Source organism: Longimonas sp. (assembly GCF_040409695.1).
Taxonomy (GTDB): Bacteria; Bacteroidota; Rhodothermia; order Rhodothermales; family Salinibacteraceae; genus Longimonas.
The window spans coordinates 24,691-42,513 of the sequence record NZ_JARWGJ010000025.1; the positions used below are offsets into that span (position 1 = coordinate 24,691).

Below are 17,823 nucleotides of genomic sequence, written 5' to 3' on the forward strand. Positions count from 1 at the left end.
CCGACCTGTTCGGAGAAGGCAACACGGCTTCGATTCGGCGCATGATCAGGCTGCGAGCCTATTTTACGTGCTCACATTATGCGCTTAGATGCTCGGTGATAAGGGCACGGGCCCTGGGCAAGATAGTACCCCACGATGTGTCATCTGTCTTCGTGATCGTCACGAAAGCAGGGGTCATGAATACATCGACAACGCCGTCGATGCCAATGAGGGCTTCTCCGAGCGCGTCGCCTTCCGCATCAGCTGCGGTCTTGATCGCGAGCATCGACGCCTCGGTAACGGGGCCACTGCTCGGGGTGAGCTTTACGCTGTTCGGGTTGGGCGTTGGGTCAGTTTCGATTGTCATGAAATATCAGGTGAACGCAATACAGAGTACAGATAGTGCAGTGAGGGTCCTGGCTGCGGGGCCTTGCTGCGGATACACAGACGCGACTGGGTGCTCATATGTCGCGTATGTGCAGAGGCCGCAGCGAACAACTGGAGACCGATGTGGGGTATATTGACGATGCAGGCGAAAGTGCCTGGACCTGAACGGTTCCCCCTGAAGAGTGAACCAGGTATTCACTTGCGATATGATGCTGAACCGCTATATTAACGACTACCTATAATCTTGTATCACGCCGCATCTTATGGAGCCGACTTCCCCTGCGTCTGACCCATCTGCTTCGCCGAACGGATCGAAGACCCGCATGGAACGCATTGCGGGGCATGCTCAGGGCGTGGTGGCCGACCTGCGCCGCTGGGTCGACCTGCGTGTAGACCTGGCAGTGATGGATCTCGAAGCTAAGCTCGACGAGCGCCTCAACGCCGTCGTGATTGGCATCATCCTCGCTGTGTTTGGAGGCCTCGCCGCGTTCTTTACGCTGGTAACTGTAGCACTGGGACTGGGATGGCTGCTCGGGCATCCGTTCTGGGGGTTCTTGATCGTGACAATCGGACTCGGCGCCACGGCTGCTATCGTGCGGTCCCGCCAGCCTACGCTGGTGCGCACGAAGCTCTACCAAGAGTGGCAGAAAGCAAAAAAGCAGGCCCGCGAAGAAGCGGCAGCATCCAATGGCGCTTCGGCATCCTCCGAGCCCCCTGAGAAGTCCGCAGAGGCTGCCACGGCCCCATCATCCAGCAATGCACCTGCCAGCAATGCACCTAACAGCAGCTCCTCGGCCTCTGCCAGCTGAACAGGCCGAAGGCGCTCCCCCGCGAAAACGGCTCCCCGTCGTCGACTGCTTCATCTTGACCATATTCCTCTATGCCGACCTCCTCATCCTCGTCGCGCGAAGACGTATCGTCGCAGCTTAAAGAGGCGCAAGAATCGCTCTTTTCGCGCTTTGACGCGCTGCGCGACGAAGCCGACGACATCAAAACTGCTGTACGCCAGAAGCTGCGCGCCTACCCACTCGTTAGCGCGGCTGGGGCCCTGGCAGCCGGGTGGGTCGTAGGCCGTCTGCTCAGCCGCCCCCGTACCCGCAGCCAGTGGGCCACGCGTTACGCTACTGCGGTAGAAGAAGACCTGCGCGCCGCCATCGAGTCGGGTGCCGACGCCGACACCATTGTCGACAACGTTTTGCGCGACCGGGTGCCGGTGCTGGTCGAAGCAGCTCCATCTCCAGAGGCGCCCGGGCTCCTGCAGCGCGCCGTGGGTGGAGCGCTACAGATCGTGGTTCAGGTTGTGCTCATCGAAGTGTCGCGCCGCCTCGCCGACCGCGTATTCGACGAGCCATCCAACAGCGCCGATAGTGCGTAACCACCCTTTCGTTTTTCCATTCAACCCCCCGCATCCCCTATGCGCTTACTTCTGTTTGGCCCGCCTGGCGCGGGCAAAGGCACCCAGGCCCGCAAGCTCGTTGACCGGTACGACCTCACGCAGATCGCTACCGGAAATATCATCCGGGCCGCTATGAAAAATGAGACCCCCGTCGGACTCGAAGCCAAGTCGTACGTCGAAAAGGGCGAGCTCGTCCCCGACGCCGTAGTGCGCAAGCTGGCCGAAGGTGCCATTGCCGACGAAGACTATGACGATTTCATCCTCGACGGCTATCCGCGTACGCTGCAGCAGGCCACGTGGCTGACCACGTTCCTGACCGAGCACGACGCGCCGCTCAACGCCGTGCTTAGCCTCGAAGTCCCCGACGAAGAGATCGTGGATCGCCTCTCCAAGCGCCGCGTGCACGCCGAAACCGGCGAGAACTACCACCTCGACGTGAACCCGCCGCCAGACGAGGTCGACGACGATCTCATCATCCAGCGCCCCGACGACAAGCCTGAAACGGTGCGCAATCGCTTGCAGGTCTACCGCGACCAGACCGAACCGCTGAAAACCTATTACAAGGAGCGCGATCTGCTCGTCCCCGTCAATGGCACCGGCACGCCCAGCGACGTGCACGCACGCATCACAGAAGCCGTTGAAGCCCACACCTGACCCTCTCGCATTTCAGGAAACGCGCCTGCAATGCCAACGCGCGTGTTTCAGAGGGATGCGCAGCGAGGGGCTCGTTAAGATCCGTTCACAGCAGTCTTGATATGTCCGACTTCGTGCCCGTAGACACGCTTCGCAGGCGATGCGATGCCGCTCTCTCGACACTCGTCGCTGGTCGCAAGCCTGACGTGCTATACGCTCCGATTCGGTATGTGCTCAACGGAGGCGGAAAGCGGGTCCGTCCGGTGCTGGTTCAGCTTACGGCACAGACCTACGGGGTTGCCCCCAACGTCTCCGAACCGGTCGCCCTGGCTGCGGAGGTCTTCCACAACTTCACGCTCGTGCACGACGACATCATGGATGCGGCTCCTGAGCGCCGCGGACGGCCCACTGTGCATACGAAGTGGGACGAGAGCACCGCCATCCTGGCGGGCGACTGGCTCATGGGCTGCGCCACCCGTCTGCTGTGCGATGCTGAAGCTCCAACCGAAGACCTGCTCGACGTCTACCACCCCATGGTCAACGCGCTCTGCGAGGGGCAGGCCCTCGACACGGACTTCGAGACCCGTGCCGAGGTATCCGTCGACGCGTACATGCGCATGATCGATGGCAAGACCGGAGCGCTTCTGGCTGCGTGTATGGCATGGGGCGGCGTCATAGGGGGCGCATCCCCCGAAACCCGTGAGCAGCTGCACGATGCCGGCATGGCTATCGGGCGCGCCTTCCAGATTCAAGACGACCTGCTTGACGTGATTGCCGACCACGACGACTGGGGCAAAGCGGTTGGAGGCGACCTGCAAGCCGGTAAGAAGACATTCGTTACCCTTATGGCGCTCGAACGGGCGTCGGGAGCAACGCATCGCATGCTAAAGCGTACGCTCTTTGAAGAGGGGGGCTGCCCGCCCGATCAGATTGAGGCCGTTCAGAAGACGATGCAAGATCTGGGCGTGTTTGAAGCAGCGCGTGGCGCGGTAGCACGCTACACCGAGGCGGCCCACGGCGCCCTTGACATCCTTCCGGAGGGGCCCGCCCGTATGGCGCTGCTCGACCTGCTCAACCAGCTTCAAGAGCGTGCCTACTAAAAACTCCCAGATCAAGAAAACAGGCTCGAAGAGGCATTCCAGGCCTTCTCCTCCTTTTGCATTTGCTGTTGCGTATCGCATGACCGAACAGACTGTCGTCGTATCAAACAAAGCTGGCATACACACGCGTCCGGCCTCTATCATTGTGCGCACGGCCTCCACGTTCGAATCAGAGATCTTCATCAAGCGAGGCGTGCACGAGATCAACGGCAAGAGCGTGATTGGCGTAATGACGCTGGCTGCGCAGCAGGGTACCGAACTCACGCTTAAAGCAGACGGCCCCGATGAAGAAGAAGCGCTTGAGGCGCTTAAGGACCTGTTCGATCGTGGCTTTGGGGAAAAAGAACCGGCTAAGTCAGAATGAGCGAACCAACAGACAGCAGATCGTCCGATGACGAATCCGATGGAGAAGAAGGCAAACGAGCCCCCGACCCAGAGCGGGTAACGTCAGAAGTGCGTCTTTCGGGGTATGCAGTCGCATCCGGCACAGCCTTAGGACCAGCCTGGTACCACCCCCCCATTTCTGTTGACATCGACACGACGCCGCTTCCGTCTGATGCCGCTTCGGACGAGGAGGCCCGCTTCATGCAGGCGGTGGACCGCGCGCTCAGCGAGTTGAAGACGGTCGTTGATCTGGCCCAGAACCGCTTGGGACGTGAGAGCGCGTCCATCTTTGAGGCACAGGCCATGATCTTGCGCGACGAAACGCTGCTTCAGGCGGTACGCGATCGCATCCACATGCACGACGAGCATGCCAGTGCTGCCGTTCATGCTGTGCTTAAGCGCCACCGCACACGCCTCGAAGAGAGCGATAGCCAGTACCTGCAAGAGCGCGCTGCAGACCTTCGGGATACGGAGCACCGGCTCTTGCGCGCCCTGCAGCACCGAGAGATGCCCGATACCAAGCGCCGGCACGGCATTGTAGTCGCCGACACGCTCTCTGCAGCCGATATCATCCGGTTTAGCCAGGGTAACGTGCTCGGGTGCGTGTCAGCAACGGGCGGACCTACGTCGCACGCGGCGCTCATTGCACGCGCGTTGGAGCTTCCAACGGTGATGGGGGCGACCAACCTGCCCGACCATGTAAACGACCGAGATTGGCTGCTGCTTGACGGATCCACCGGTGAGGTTGTGGTGCGTCCGAGTACGGAGACGCGCGTTGCCTTTCAGGACCATGAAGCCTCGCAGGCAGACAACCGTGCCGCCCGGTCAGCAGGGCCGCTCTACACGGCCGACGGCACGCGCATCCAGATGCTGGCCAACGTCGAGTTTGCAGACCAGTACCGGGTGCTTGCGGCGCAGGGCGCTGAAGGAATCGGACTACTGCGCACCGAAATGCTGTTCATGATGCAGTCGCGCAAGCACTTGAACGAAGAGGTGCAGTACGAGCAGTACGCAGCAGCTATGGACGTACTTGCCGACGACCAGCCCCTGACGATCCGGCTGCTTGACATCGGGGGCGATAAGACAGAACCCGCGACGGGTCCGGAAATGGGGTCGTTTCTGGGGCTGCGGGGCATCCGGGTTCTTCTGGGTCGGCCCGACCTGGTCGAGCCCCAACTGCGTGCTATCGTGCGTATGTCTGAACAGCGCGCAGTGCGCATGCTGCTCCCCATGGTCACAACACAGGCCGAGGTCGTAGCAATCCATGACCGCATTGACGAGGTTGTTGATGCGGTAGGGCTTGCAGAACGGCCCGCAAACCTGAAAATTGGTATCATGGTTGAGGTGCCGGCAGTGGCGCTGCAGGCCGAGCAGTTTGCTGAGGACGTCGACTTCTTTGCGCTTGGCACGAACGACTTGACGCAGTACACCCTGGCTGCGGCTCGAAACAACGCAGAGGTGGCGCACTACGCCGATGCGCTGCATCCGGCGGTTCTTGCGCTTATGCGGCAAACCGTACGCGCTGCACAGCATGCCGACATTCCTGTAAGTATATGCGGAGAGGTCGCATCTGACCCGGTGGCCGTACCGGTGCTGCTCGGACTTGGGATTCGCACGCTGAGCATGGCGCCTCCGTTCATCGACAGAATACGATCGGTTGTAGCACAGATCGACTGTGCGGAAGCTGAGACACTGGCTAAGGAAGCGTGTGCTGCGCGCGATGCAAAGAGCGTGCGCACTCTCTGCACGGAGTGGCAGCATGCACAAGGCATCACGCAGTAGATAGCTGTGCAGTAGGCATCATGTAGTAGGTAGCCGGAAGCAACAGGATGCCTGCGACAGAATCCCCGCGACAGAATCCCGCAGACCCAGGGTTGCGATAAGAAACTGGGGCGGTAGGGCAATGGTGAAAGCATCTGTATAAGCGAACATCAGGCAGCGTTGCGCATCCAACATACGCTGATTTGCATGCCGTCTGGTAGCGCACTGAGCACAGGGCATGCGCACATATTCGAGAATACACGATCCTTTTGTATATTTTCTTAGGTCAACATGTTAGACCAACTCACCGATAACATTAAAGACGCCATGCGAGCCAAGGACAAGGTGCGTCTTCGTACGCTCCGTTCGCTGCTCGCAGCACTGAAGAAAAAGCAGATCGCCGCCCGCGATGGGTCGGGGGATGAGGCGGTGCTTTCGGAGCAAGAAATGCTGACGGTTGTCCGTAAAGAAGCCAAGCAGCGCAGAGAGTCGATCGAGCAGTTTGAAGAAGCCGGGCGCGACGATCTTGTTCAGAAAGAGCAAGCCGAGCTAAACGTGCTGAAGGCTTACCTACCTGACCCACTGACCGATGATGAGCTGGAGGCTGTGATTGACGAAATCATTGCAGACACAGGTGCTTCGTCGATGGCTGATATGGGGCAGGTGATGGGAACAGCTATGAGCAAGCTGCGCGGCAAAGTAGATGGCGGGCGCGTGCAGCAGGTGGTAAAGCAAAAGCTCGCCGGATGACCACATATTCCAGGAAGCCCTGAATACGACCATGTCTCTTCTCGATATTGGCATTCTTGCCATACTTGCCCTGGCTCTGGTACGGGGCTATACCGCCGGTGGACTGCGCCAGATCACCAGTCTGGTCGGCATGATCATCGCGTTCATCTGTGCGGTGCAGTTCATGCGCCCGTTTGGAGCCTACATGGTTGAGGCCTGGGAGGTATCGCCTATGTTTGCTGAACTCCTGGCGTTCACCGGAATCTTCCTCGGCGTATATGGTGGAGTGGCGTTTGTTGTACGCATGTTCGAGCGCGTAGTGAAGGCGCTACGGCTCGGACTGTTAGATCGCGTGCTGGGTAGCGTTGTTGCCGGGGGGAAAGTGATTCTGGTCGTGAGTGGCCTCTTCTTGCTGCTTGCACATGCAGGATGGCCCGCACCGGAAACGCGAGAGGCGTCAGCGTTCTACGAGCCTGTGCGCGAGGCCTTACCTACAGCGTGGGACCATACGGCTGCTTTCATCGGCGAGACAGAAGAGCTACACGAGTTCTTTCCAGGTGCTCTAAACGGCGGTGATGCGACCTCCAGGTTCGAGTCGTCGACCCAGCTCTTCCCGATCGTTGTGCCCGACCCCGACGATACGCCCGGACTCTTTGAGGATACGGCAGCGTCCTCGAATGAAGAAGCTGAACGGGCCGGATGGTAGCACCTGAGCCATTCAAGACTCGGACCACCAAATCCTCTGCGGTGCTGCCATGGGCGGGCCTGCTGCGAGTGGGCACACGCCTGCTACGGGCGCGCACTTTCGAGAGCAGAAAGCCGCTTCTCAAACTGGCTCATCCCCATCGACACAAACAGATCCGGGGTAATGTCAAATGGATAGGGGGCCGTGTACGGACTGAGAGTCTCGTGAATATGCTCGGTGACAAGCGCAAGTCCGTCGCTGAGAGCCGTTTCAATGACGGGCCATACGACGCTGTCGTGCTCTTCGATAAGCGAAGTGAGCAGGTGGATGCCATAAGCAACGTGCCGGGCCTCATCGCGCTGTACGTAGGTGACCAACTCGCGAATGCCAGGACATAGGTTGCGCTCTTTGAGCACCGCGCGATACGCCCCATATCCTGTTTCGGCGAGTGTGCCTTCTACGATAATTTGGTAGGTGGCACAGGCGCGGGCCAGGGTCGCCGGGTCGCCGTTGGTATGCAGCGCGTCCATAGCATCTGGAAGCCGCTCGGTGAAGAGCGTGCGATAGGCTGGGGTGAGATAGCTGTCGAGGTCGTCTTCTGTGCCAATCACCTCATCAAGAAAGCGGTGAAAGCCCTCTACGTGCTTGGCCTCCTCCCAGAGGTAGGCGGTCAAGAACATCTCATCCTCGATACGTCCGTGCCGGCTCATATACAGCAGGAGCGGGAGCAGGTCGCGCGTGACGGATTCCTCGCCGGCCTCAAACTGTGCAGTTAGGCGTAGCAGCAGGTCTTGCTCACGATCGGAGCATCCGGCCCAGTCTTTAGCATCCTGGGAAAAGTCGATTGCTGCAGGGTCCCAGGTGCCGAGCGATTTGGCCTTGCGCCAGAGCTGCATGGGGCGGCTGTCCAGATTGAGGCGTTTGCGGGTCGTTGTAAGTAGGTCAGGCATAGGAACAGCAAAGGTAAAGAAAGAGAGGAGACCGTACGCTCCAAAATACAACAATAAACTTGGCTGTGCAAGAGAAAAGAGAAAACAGCCCGACGCTCGTTGCTGGCTCGTTCGGTGATCGAGAAGTGTTTTGTGGCGGAGCGATCGGCACAGGCGAAGCATTCGCCCGGGAAGAGACACCACCGCGCGAAAAGTGTGCTTTACGTCTTGCTTCGGATGCGGCGCATCCACACAACGCCTCCAATGATGAGGCTGCCGCCGATAATCTGCAGAAGCGTTACGGACTCCCCAAGAAACCAAGCGCCCCCGAGCACAGCGACGAAAGGGACCAGGTTGTTGTATACGGCGGTGTTAGACGGTCCTACTTCTTTGACAGCAGTATTCCAGATTACGAATGCGATACCTGTCGACAGAGCGCCAGAGTAGATAATAGCCCACCATACCCACGCGTCTACAGCTGACCAGTCGACGGTTGACCAGTACGGAATACCAGTTGCGATAAGAAGCGGCCAGGCTACAAGGAGGCCAAAAAACGTAACGCCAAGCGGCGATACGTTGTGCACAACGGCCTTGTTGAAAGTCGTAAATGCACCCCAGACCACAGCCCCGACAAGCATGACCAGGTTTCCGAATAGCATGCCGGACTGTAGTGGAGAAACTGAGCTATTGGCGCTGTCTATCACGACAAGCACCGTACCTACGAGCGATACGAGCAGAGCAATCCAGGCAACTCCCCGCAGCGTTTCGAGCCCGGTAAGGCGCCCAATGAGGGCCGTCCAGAGCGGAGCGCCGGCCATGATGAGCGCAGCGCTTCCGGCTGTCGTATTGTTTACACCGACGATAAAGAGAATCTGATATACGAAATACCCCATCAGGCCGAGTCCAATCACGGCTTTTCCGCGCTTACGAATCGGTGCAAAGAACGAAGCATTCTGGCGCGTCCATGCATAGATAATGCCCAGGAGCCCCACTGAGATGCTAAAACGAAAGATATTGAGCACAAACGGATGCATAGCCTCCAGCGCGGCTTTCAAGATAGGGAAGTTGGCCCCCCATATGAACACCACGGCGATTAAAGAGAGATCGGAGCGCCAGGAGCGCGAAGCGGTAGAGGAGGCCATGCATGTTGGGGCTGTAAGCAGAGAACACGTCGTAGTACCTCGCAACTTGCTATGCGTTGGTGCATAGGCTTGAACAATCGTTGAGGAACCGTAAAATAACAGCCTTCTGTGTGCACTGCGCAGCAAAAGAGAACGAGTAGAAAGCGTCATGCAGCCGTGGTTGCCGTCAGGTAATGGCTTCGCATGAGCGGCCCAGTGAAATGGAAGAGAGTAGACGAGATACGCATGTGTTATGAAAGATAATCAAAGCGAATCGATGTACTCGATCCGAGAGGTCAGTATGAAGCTGGGGCTTGAGCCCCACGTACTGCGGTACTGGGAGACGGAGTTTGATGCGCTTCAGCCCGACAAAGATGCATCTGGGCAGCGTGTGTATACACATGCCGATCTTAAGGTGGCACAGCGCATTCAGTATCTGCTAAAAGAAGAGAAGTACACAATTGAGGGAGCCCGTCGAGCACTGCAGCGAGAAAGCAGCCGCCAGCATGTGGTGCGTAACCTGCATAATCTTCGTGGCCTGCTACAAGAACTGTCTGACCAGCTCTAAGGAATGAGAGTCGGAGGTATAAGGGAAGACGAAGCGCTGTGAAAACTGTGCAGATGTAGCGTCTAAAGCATCGCACCCCTTGCAGAGAACGCCTATGCGACTCTCCGTCCGTTTTCCGTGAACCACTTGCGGAAACCTTGGCGGTGGCTTTTGTTATGAGAGCATACCATTCGGGACATGGCGCAGCCCGGTTAGCGCGCCGCTCTGGGGGAGCGGAGGTCCCCGGTTCAAATCCGGGTGTCCCGACACACATTGCACACCGTTCTACACAAGCAAGGGCTGGGTGCACGAAGCAGAACGAGGCGGATCCCACGGTGTGGTACTGCCTCAGTACATTCCACCATGTGCATCTTAGCCGTCTGGTCTGCGTCGTTTCTGGCAATTGTGCTGGAAGCGACGTTTTTTATGGTCCCCCCACCCCCCTGACACAGACGCTGGAACTGCTACCGCATGCCCGATACAGCCCCCGAAGCCTCCATTCAGCGATTCGTACACGACCTGACCCGCATCCGGGACGCCCGCGACGTGTCGCGTGACGACATTCAGGAAGCCACGCGCGTCTCCGATGACGTGCTTGAAGACTTTGAGTCCGGATCGCTTTTCGAACGCACGTCTTTCAACCAGGTCTACCTTCGTTCGCTTGCGAAGTCGTATGCGCGCCTCATCGGCGTTACGCCACCCGAGCGTGTGCTCAAACACTTGCAGGCTGCCCTCAACAACCGCTACGCGAACGAACTTGCTGTCGAAGAGCTCGACGAAGAGCCTCTCTCCGTTGAATGGCCGGAAGAAAAAGAAAAGGCTGCGAAAGAAGAAGGCACCACAGCGGAGACAGGTGGGGGAGGCACTGCGTCTTCCCTTACGGAAGCAGATACGAAGGCAGACAATCCGAAGTCAGCACGCCGATGGACGTCGTCGCCGGACGCCACAGCAGGGGATGGAGGCAAAGCTAATTCGGCGTCGGGTGGGGCGTTTCATGTGGCGTGGCAGCCGGTCGTTATCGGCCTCGTTATATTGCTGATTGTAGGCGGCGGCATCTTCGGGTTGGTGATGCTTTCAGGTAACGGCGAGGCGGCTCCAGATGAACCTGATGTGGATGAGGAGACCGCTGCCGAGGCGGTTGCACCTACAACAGAACCCGATGACGCCCCTGAATCGCTCGACGATGGCCCCGACGGGCCTCCTGTACAGTTAGGGGCGACTATCCATGCAACGATCTGGGCTGATGGGGGAAACGTTGACGGTGTACGTGTGCAGCGCGACAACGACCTGCGCCGTCCATACTGGGTCGAAGAAGGCGATGCGGTGGTGCTCCCGTTTCAAGAACGCATCGTTATAGAAGGCCAGTTCGATCAGTTTACGCTTTTTATTGAAGAGCGTCCTATGTCCTTAGAGCCGCTGGATGCACAGGGGCGCCGTGTGCTCTCGCGTACCGACCTGGAAGCATGGGCCGACACGACCCGCACCTCCCCGGCCAGCGAACTGCCTGTGCCTGCCGACACGCTCCGCATCCCGTAGCTGCGCGTACTGCTCCCCTTGCTTTGTTACACGCCTTGCGTATACGCTCTCTTCTGCACGGTACTGCCGCAGGCATTGCATCTTATAGAGCCCGTGTGCTTCGCATCCCTCGATCGCCATATATCCACCATGCCCAACGAACTCCTCCCGAAAACGCGCGCGCTTCAAGAGCAGCTCGATCAAATTATCTGGGATACCCTCTCGTCCGACGAAGCCGAGGCCCTCTACGAGACGCTCGTTCCTGTAGTACAGGCGCACGACGAGCGGTACTATCGCCACGACGACCCGCTCATCCCTGATCCTGAATATGATCGCCTCTTTCAGGCACTTCAGCGCATTGAGGCTGATTTCCCAGAGCTGCAGCGCGACGACTCACCCACACAGCGCGTGGGGTTCGATCCGCTTGATGCATTCGAGAAGCACACCCATCCTGAGCCGCTCCTGTCGCTCTCAAATGCCTTCGATGCAGGCGAGGTGCGCGAGTGGTACGAGCGCTGTCAGCGGGGCCTCGCGGAGGCGCACGGGTCAACCACTCCGGCGGTCGTTGCCGAACTGAAGATCGACGGGCTGGCCGTGGCGCTTACCTACACCGACGGGCAACTCACGCTCGCTGCAACGCGGGGCAACGGAGTGCAGGGGGAGAACATCACCCGCAACGTGCGCACGATCCGCCGCATCCCCCTTGCGTTGGAAAACGATACGAATGAGATCCCCGAGTCGATGGAGGTGCGCGGCGAGGTCTTCATGCGCAAAAGTGAGTTTGAAGCGCTCAACGAGCGTCTGCGGCGCGAAGAGAAACAGCCGTTCGCCAATCCGCGCAACGCCGCTGCCGGAAGTCTTCGTCAGCTCGACCCGCGCGTCACAGCTCGACGTCCGCTCAGCTTCTTTACCTATGCCCAGGGCCCAACCGAAGGCCCTATGCCCGATACCCACACCGCCGTTCTGGAGCAGCTGGGGACCTACGGTCTACCGCTGAATCCGCACTGGGAGCGGTTTGAGGAGATTGAAGACGCAATCGCGTTTTGCGAAGACTGGGTAGACCGCCGCGAAGACCTTGACTATGAGATCGACGGCGTGGTGCTAAAGGTTGACCGGCATGACTACCAGGACGAACTCGGTGCCATCGCAAACGCACCGCGTTGGGCCGTCGCGTTTAAGTTTCCTGCCCGAGAGGCTACCACCACGCTACGCGACATTGAAGTGAACGTGGGTCGAACCGGGGTTGTAAAGCCCGAGGCAGTCCTCGAACCGGTCGGGATCGGTGGCGTGACGGTCTCGCAGGCTACGCTTCACAACGAAGACTACATTGCGGAGCGCGACATCCGCATCGGCGACACGGTGGTGGTGAAGCGGGCCGGCGATGTCATCCCACAAGTCGTGCGTCCGGTCGTAGAGGCCCGGACCGACAGCCAGACGCCCTGGTCATTTCCCACTCGCTGCCCGGTATGCAGCTCAGAGCTGGTGCGCTTACCTGACGAAGCCGACTACTACTGCCTGAATACGGAGTGTCCGGCTCAGTTCAAGCGACTTGTTGAGCACTTCGTAAGCCGCAACGCCATGGACATCGAGGGCCTTGGGGAGCGTGTGGCGGCCCAACTTGTAGATACGGGGCGTGTTGAGCAGCTCGACGATCTTTACCGGCTCACAGTCAACGACCTGACGACGCTGGAAGGGTTCGCCGAGAAGAGCGCGCAGAACCTGACAGAGGCCATCGCCGCGTCGAAAGAGCGGCCGCTTAGCCGCTTGCTGTTTGCGCTTGGCATTCGCCATGTGGGGCGCACGGTAGCCGAACAGGTTGTCGCCGAGGTGCCGTCTATGCAGGCCCTTTCCGAAGCGTCCATCGGCGAACTGGAAGCTATTGACGGGATCGGTCCGGTGATCGCTGAGAGCATCCACGACTGGTTTGCCGTTGAGGACAACCGGGCCCTGGTCGACGCGCTGCGCGACGTGGGCGTAAACACGGAGCGCTTGCCTGAAGAGAGTCCGGACGAAGGCAGACAGGTGCTTGACGGAGAAACTTTTGTGCTTACCGGGTCTCTGCCATCGTTTACGCGGCGCGAGGCCACCGAACGCATTGAGCAAGCTGGCGGGCGGGTCACGTCGAGCGTAAGTGGCAACACTGACTACCTGGTGGCAGGAGAGAACCCTGGCTCGAAGTACGATGATGCGGAAGAGCGTGGCATCCCAATTCTGAACGAAGAGATGCTGCTGGATCTGTTAGACGGTGCGGCTCGTTAACACTTCCCAATACCACACCCCACAAATGCCCTCTGGGTGAGCAGCACCTGAATGAGCAGCACAGCGCCAAACGAGATTAAAGGAGCACTGTGCGAATCAATATGCATATGCTCAAACATGCAGATGCTTTGCTTACCAGCGCGCAAAGTCGACGGTAGAGCTGCACGACGCAGCTGATGCCGTGGCGAACTACCCTGATTGGTCGTAATCCAATATTATGAAAAAGTGGCTGGAACGCCTTGGCCTGCGTCCTAAGAAGTCGACGCCGGTAGGCACGCAGCTTGAACACGGAGGCAGTGATGCTGAGGATACGCGCCGCCGTGACCTTATCGTGCGCACCGTGCTTCTGGCCGTGTTGGTACTGGGTACCCTGGCCGCCTTTCCGCGCGGAGAGGTCTTCGAGTACACCGTACAGGTGGGCGACACCTGGCGCCAGCCCACCCTGGTGGCTCCATTCAACTTTCCCATCTACAAAGACAGCGACCAGGTGCGCAGCGAGCGAGAGCGTGCCCGCCGTACCACTCCGCCCTACTTCGCGGAGGTGCTGAACCCCGAGCAAGTCAGCCAGGCGCATCGCGACACCCTGCAGCAGCAGGTCAACGAGGCACTTGATGCGTACACCGATTCACGCGTGCAGCGCCTGCGCGACAATCACGAACAGGCCGAGGCCGACTCAACCCGATACGTACAGCTGCGGCGCAATGCACGTGTTACGCTTAGTCCGGAGCAGTGGGAAGTGCTTACGCGCAATGCCTTGCGCCACATGCCAGAGCAGCCCGACGACGCGATGCGGGCGCCTCCGGACGAACCACGAATGGACCGGCAGCTCATGCAGGCCGTGGGGGAGGTGTCGCGTAACTTGCAGCGGCGTGGCGTAATCGATATACCGCTCGACTCGGTGTACACCGATCACGTTATCGTTCGAAATGAGGAAGAGCGCATCCAGCGGCGCATCTCTGTCGATCGCCTCGTTGGCATCGAAGAAGCCTTCCGGCGGGGCGAGGAGCAGCTGCGCGAACGGTTTGACGACCGGCCAGATGCAGCGCAGATTGCTGTTGCGTTCTTTCGCGATACATTTGAACCGGTCTACCGCTACCAGGAGTCTGCAACGCAAGAGCGCCGCGACCAGCGGGCTCAAAACGTGTCGCCCATATCAGGAGGCGTAGAGCGTGGCGAAGTGATCGTGCAGCAAGGCGAGCGCGTGACAGCTGAGACAAAGCAGAAGCTCACGTCGCTGGAGCGTGAGAAAAACCAGCGGGCCGCTACGACCATTGTGTGGCGGCAGCTATCGGGAGAGCTGGTCCTGGTAATGATCACGTTTCTGTTCTTCTTCGGTTATCTTTATCTTGTACAACCTTCCATCTGGAATGACAACGGCACGCTGATGCTGATCGCCTTGCTATTTGGGCTGGGGGTGGCCCTCTCTGGCATCGTCATCCGCTTTGCCGACATCGATCTGTACGTGGTGCCGGTGGCGTTGATATCCGTTACAATGGCTATTGTGCTCAACGTGCGTATTGCGCTGTTTGGCACGCTGGTACTGGCGTTTCTGGGGGGGCAGATGCTCGGCATGAATCTGCAGTATACGCTTGCAGCATTTATCGGAGGGGCGTTGGGGGTGTTTAGCGTACGAGACATTAAGAACCGTGGACAGTTTCTGCTGAGTGCGCTTCTGGTGTTCGTGGGGTACGCACTGGTCATAATAGGCACCTGGCTCTTCCTGGGTACTCCGGCAGCCCGTCTGGGGAATGAACTCACCTTTGCGGCGATCGGGGCCTCATTCACAATCGTGGCACAGCCGATCCTGTGGCTGATCGAGCGCGCATTCGGCATCACAACCGATCTTACACTGCTTGAGCTGTCGGATACGAACCGCCCTCTCCTAAAACAGCTTAGCATCAAAGCCCCCGGTACGTTTAACCACTCAATGCAGGTGGCCAATCTTGCTGAAGCGGCCGCCGACCGGATTGGTGCTAATGGCTTGCTGATACGTGTAGGGGCGCTCTATCACGACATTGGCAAGATGATTAAGCCCAACTATTTTGTTGAAAACCAGCGTGGTGGCAAAAATCCGCACGACGATGAGAAGCCGCGCATCAGCGCGATGGTAATCACGCGGCACGTGAAAGAAGGACTGAAGATGGGCCGAAAGGAGAATCTGCCCGACCAGGTGCTTCAGTTCATCGCAACGCACCATGGTACCGCTCGTGTTGAATACTTCTACCAGAAGGCGATCCAGGAAGCAGAAAGCGAGTCGCAGGTGAATGCATCGGATTTCCGCTATCCCGGACCGCGTCCGTTCTCCAAAGAAACCGGAATACTGCTTCTGGCGGATTCGGTAGAGGCGGCCTGCCGAAGCCTCGACGACCCGAGCGAAAGCAACCTTCGAAAGCTGGTAGAGAGCATCTTTCAGCGTCACACTGAAACCGGACAGCTCGACGATACCGATCTCACATTCAAAGAGATTAGTACGATCAAGGCCCAGTTCATGCAGATGCTGACGGGGGTCTACCACAGCCGGGTAAAGTATCCCGGACAAGAAGAAGAGCCTGTCGAAGAAGAGCCCTGGATCGCTCCCACGTCGTTCGACGAAGACAAGGATGTTTCGGTGGTCTGGAAAGAAGATGCCTGGTATGCGGGGGCCGAGACAGTCTCCGCCGACGAGTTAGAAAAACTGCCTGGGGTATACAGTCCGCGCGCTGTGCGTCCTGAGGTGGCTGAGGCATCCATTCATGGCAGCGGCAACGGCGCCCATGGACAAGCCCCCATGCTCTCGCACCCTGCAAGCGATATAACACGCTCGGGCAACGCGTCCGATAAATCGGATAAAGAGGCACCAGGCGGCAACGCACCACGTGGTGAGGGGCCGGGGGACGACGGATCTGAGGGGGCAGCTTCGGATCAGAAAAATGAAGGCCAAAAAGATGGAGACCAGAAGGAGAAAGGCGAAACACCTCCGTCGTCTGATGGTGCTGGCTCGGGGGAGAGCAACACGCTCCAGAAAAAGGGCGCACGCGAGTAGAGGGGGCGATGCTTGACGGCTGCCGAGAAGTTAAGTGGATCCAGAAAAGAATCCTTGAGCATGCGGTAGTGGATAAACGCTAAATGACAGGATGATCAAGCACCGCAGTTTTGTCTTGCTCAAACCCCCTCTGTCTTCGAGCTTCGCCGCAGGCGTGATCCTGTGGACATCTCCCCCTTAGCTAAGGGGGAGAAACCCGTAGGGAGAGGGGGTTTGAGCAGGTTGCGATGATGTGAACCACATGTCAATCACTTAACATCTTCCCGCTACCGAGCATGTCATTGTGATGAGCGCCAGCGAGTGCCTTTAGGGTGCAATCTTGTGCCTTCAAACTGAGTGGCACTGTCCAAGCGCAAGGCATGAGATCGCCACCTCGGTCGCAGGCTCCCTCCTCGCGATGACAAGGTGTAAACGTATTTTTGCCGACTTAACTCAAGCCGGAACTAAGCCGGAACGGCAGCGGCGAGCGCATCGAGCGAGTCGGTGCTGATGAGTACCTGAAACAGGCTGTGGGTTTGGTCCGGGGTGAGATGGGTGCGCACGCGGCGTTTGCTTTCGGGCGTATAGAGCACGCAGGCGACCTGTCCGATAAAGCTACTGAGATGGTCGGTCCCTTCATCGACCGACGCAGCGATAACCTGTCCGTTGAAAGCGGCGTGCTGGCGCAGTAGACTCGAAAGCGGCGCGATGCTGCCACGGCGGCGTGTAACGAGTCCGACGGTGCTATGCGAGGGCAGGCGAGTGAGACGGTCGAGCACGCGGCTGGGTAGATGCGTCACAAACCCGAGCACATCGGCCCGAGGCACCTGCTGCTGCGCATCGTGCAGGTGGTCGTAGGGTGTGAACACATAGTCGGCATCTTCGTGGCGTTGCAGCGCCGCCAGCGTGCAGGCGCGCACGGGCTGCTGCAGACGTTCGCTAATCTGGTCGGCCCAGAGCGTGTTTAACTCCGGGTTGGGGCCCGCAATGAGCAGCTTGCGGTCGAAGCCTACATAGTCGAGCTGGGCCGCTTGTTCTTGCATGAGCGCTTCGATTTCGGGCTCAGTGCAGCCCAGGCCGATGAGGCGTTGCAGCGCGCCGTGCATTACCTCGGCGCCCCGCTCCATGCGTTCAGCCTTCTCGAAAGGGCGTCGCTCCTTTACGGTGTAGCCGCTGCCCACGCGCGAGTCGAGGAGCCCGTCTTCCTTGAGGGTCTTATACGCCTTGCGGACGGTATGGAACGAGATGTCGAGCTGTTCGGCGAGGCGCCGGGTTGAGGGCAGCGATTCATCGATGGCGTATTCGCCCCGCGCAATCTGGTAGCGTAGCTGTTCTACCAGCTGGTCGTGTACCGAAGTCGGGGCCGAGCGGTCTATTTCGAGCATATTGTGCGAGCG

The 17,823-nt window shown here is 59.0% G+C and carries 15 protein-coding genes, 1 tRNA gene and 1 pseudogene; 13 read left to right on the forward strand and 4 right to left on the reverse strand.

Annotated features, from left to right (window positions below):
• Positions 1–76 precede the first annotated feature (76 nt).
• Positions 77–346 carry a NifU N-terminal domain-containing protein gene (locus tag PPP56_RS01385; RefSeq protein ID WP_353562023.1) on the reverse strand — a complete coding sequence of 90 codons (270 nt, stop codon included), beginning with the start codon at positions 344–346 and terminating at the stop codon, positions 77–79.
• 283 nt (positions 347–629) lie between these two features.
• On the opposite strand from PPP56_RS01385, the gene PPP56_RS01390 reads away from it, so the two are divergent.
• The 8 genes and pseudogenes from PPP56_RS01390 to PPP56_RS13860 all read left to right on the forward strand — a co-directional run.
• Positions 630–1,175: a phage holin family protein gene (locus PPP56_RS01390; protein WP_353562025.1), complete on the forward strand. Its 546-nt coding sequence runs from the start codon at positions 630–632 to the stop codon at positions 1,173–1,175.
• A gap of 71 nt (positions 1,176–1,246) precedes the next feature.
• Positions 1,247–1,741, forward strand: coding sequence for a hypothetical protein (locus tag PPP56_RS01395; protein ID WP_353562027.1), 495 nt, complete (start codon positions 1,247–1,249; stop codon positions 1,739–1,741).
• 39 nt (positions 1,742–1,780) lie between these two features.
• Positions 1,781–2,416, forward strand: a complete 636-nt coding sequence (locus tag PPP56_RS01400) for an adenylate kinase (protein WP_353562029.1) — start codon at positions 1,781–1,783, stop codon at positions 2,414–2,416.
• Positions 2,417–2,517: 101 nt separating this feature from the next.
• Entirely contained in the window at positions 2,518–3,495 is a 978-nt protein-coding gene (locus tag PPP56_RS01405) for a polyprenyl synthetase family protein (RefSeq protein WP_353562032.1), read from the forward strand.
• Positions 3,496–3,574: 79 nt separating this feature from the next.
• Entirely contained in the window at positions 3,575–3,859 is a 285-nt protein-coding gene (locus PPP56_RS01410; protein WP_353562034.1) for an HPr family phosphocarrier protein, read from the forward strand.
• Positions 3,856–5,661, forward strand: a complete 1,806-nt coding sequence (ptsP, locus tag PPP56_RS01415; RefSeq protein WP_353562036.1) for a phosphoenolpyruvate--protein phosphotransferase — start codon at positions 3,856–3,858, stop codon at positions 5,659–5,661. The genes PPP56_RS01410 and ptsP overlap by 4 nt, the downstream gene beginning before the upstream one ends.
• Before the next feature lie 270 nt (positions 5,662–5,931).
• Entirely contained in the window at positions 5,932–6,390 is a 459-nt protein-coding gene (locus PPP56_RS01420; protein ID WP_353562038.1) for a GatB/YqeY domain-containing protein, read from the forward strand.
• 31 nt (positions 6,391–6,421) lie between these two features.
• Positions 6,422–6,793, forward strand: a pseudogene (locus PPP56_RS13860) (CvpA family protein); the annotation flags it as partial.
• Between the two features lie 365 nt (positions 6,794–7,158).
• On the opposite strand, the gene PPP56_RS01430 reads toward PPP56_RS13860, so the two are convergent.
• Both PPP56_RS01430 and PPP56_RS01435 read right to left on the reverse strand, forming a co-directional pair.
• Positions 7,159–8,004, reverse strand: a complete 846-nt coding sequence (locus tag PPP56_RS01430) for a R2-like ligand-binding oxidase (RefSeq protein ID WP_353562042.1) — start codon at positions 8,002–8,004, stop codon at positions 7,159–7,161.
• A 200-nt stretch (positions 8,005–8,204) separates the two neighbouring features.
• Positions 8,205–9,125, reverse strand: a complete 921-nt coding sequence (locus tag PPP56_RS01435) for a DMT family transporter (protein ID WP_353562044.1) — start codon at positions 9,123–9,125, stop codon at positions 8,205–8,207.
• A gap of 232 nt (positions 9,126–9,357) precedes the next feature.
• On the opposite strand from PPP56_RS01435, the gene PPP56_RS01440 reads away from it, so the two are divergent.
• The 5 genes from PPP56_RS01440 to PPP56_RS01460 all read left to right on the forward strand — a co-directional run bounded on the left by PPP56_RS01440 (position 9,358) and on the right by PPP56_RS01460 (position 16,447).
• Entirely contained in the window at positions 9,358–9,672 is a 315-nt protein-coding gene (locus PPP56_RS01440) for a MerR family transcriptional regulator (protein ID WP_353562046.1), read from the forward strand.
• Between the two features lie 171 nt (positions 9,673–9,843).
• A tRNA-Pro gene (locus PPP56_RS01445) sits at positions 9,844–9,918 on the forward strand.
• A gap of 204 nt (positions 9,919–10,122) precedes the next feature.
• A complete protein-coding gene (locus PPP56_RS01450) occupies positions 10,123–11,187 on the forward strand; it encodes a helix-turn-helix domain-containing protein (protein ID WP_353562048.1) in 1,065 nt (354 codons plus the stop codon).
• 129 nt (positions 11,188–11,316) lie between these two features.
• On the forward strand, positions 11,317–13,425 hold the full coding sequence (gene ligA, locus PPP56_RS01455; RefSeq protein WP_353562050.1) for an NAD-dependent DNA ligase LigA: 2,109 nt from the start codon (positions 11,317–11,319) through the stop codon (positions 13,423–13,425).
• A 217-nt stretch (positions 13,426–13,642) separates the two neighbouring features.
• Positions 13,643–16,447, forward strand: a complete 2,805-nt coding sequence (locus PPP56_RS01460; protein WP_353562052.1) for an HDIG domain-containing metalloprotein — start codon at positions 13,643–13,645, stop codon at positions 16,445–16,447.
• A 443-nt stretch (positions 16,448–16,890) separates the two neighbouring features.
• Here the strand turns inward: PPP56_RS01460 and PPP56_RS01465 are convergent, their stop codons facing one another.
• A complete protein-coding gene (locus tag PPP56_RS01465; protein ID WP_353562054.1) occupies positions 16,891–17,811 on the reverse strand; it encodes a GntR family transcriptional regulator in 921 nt (306 codons plus the stop codon).
• Positions 17,812–17,823 lie beyond the last annotated feature (12 nt).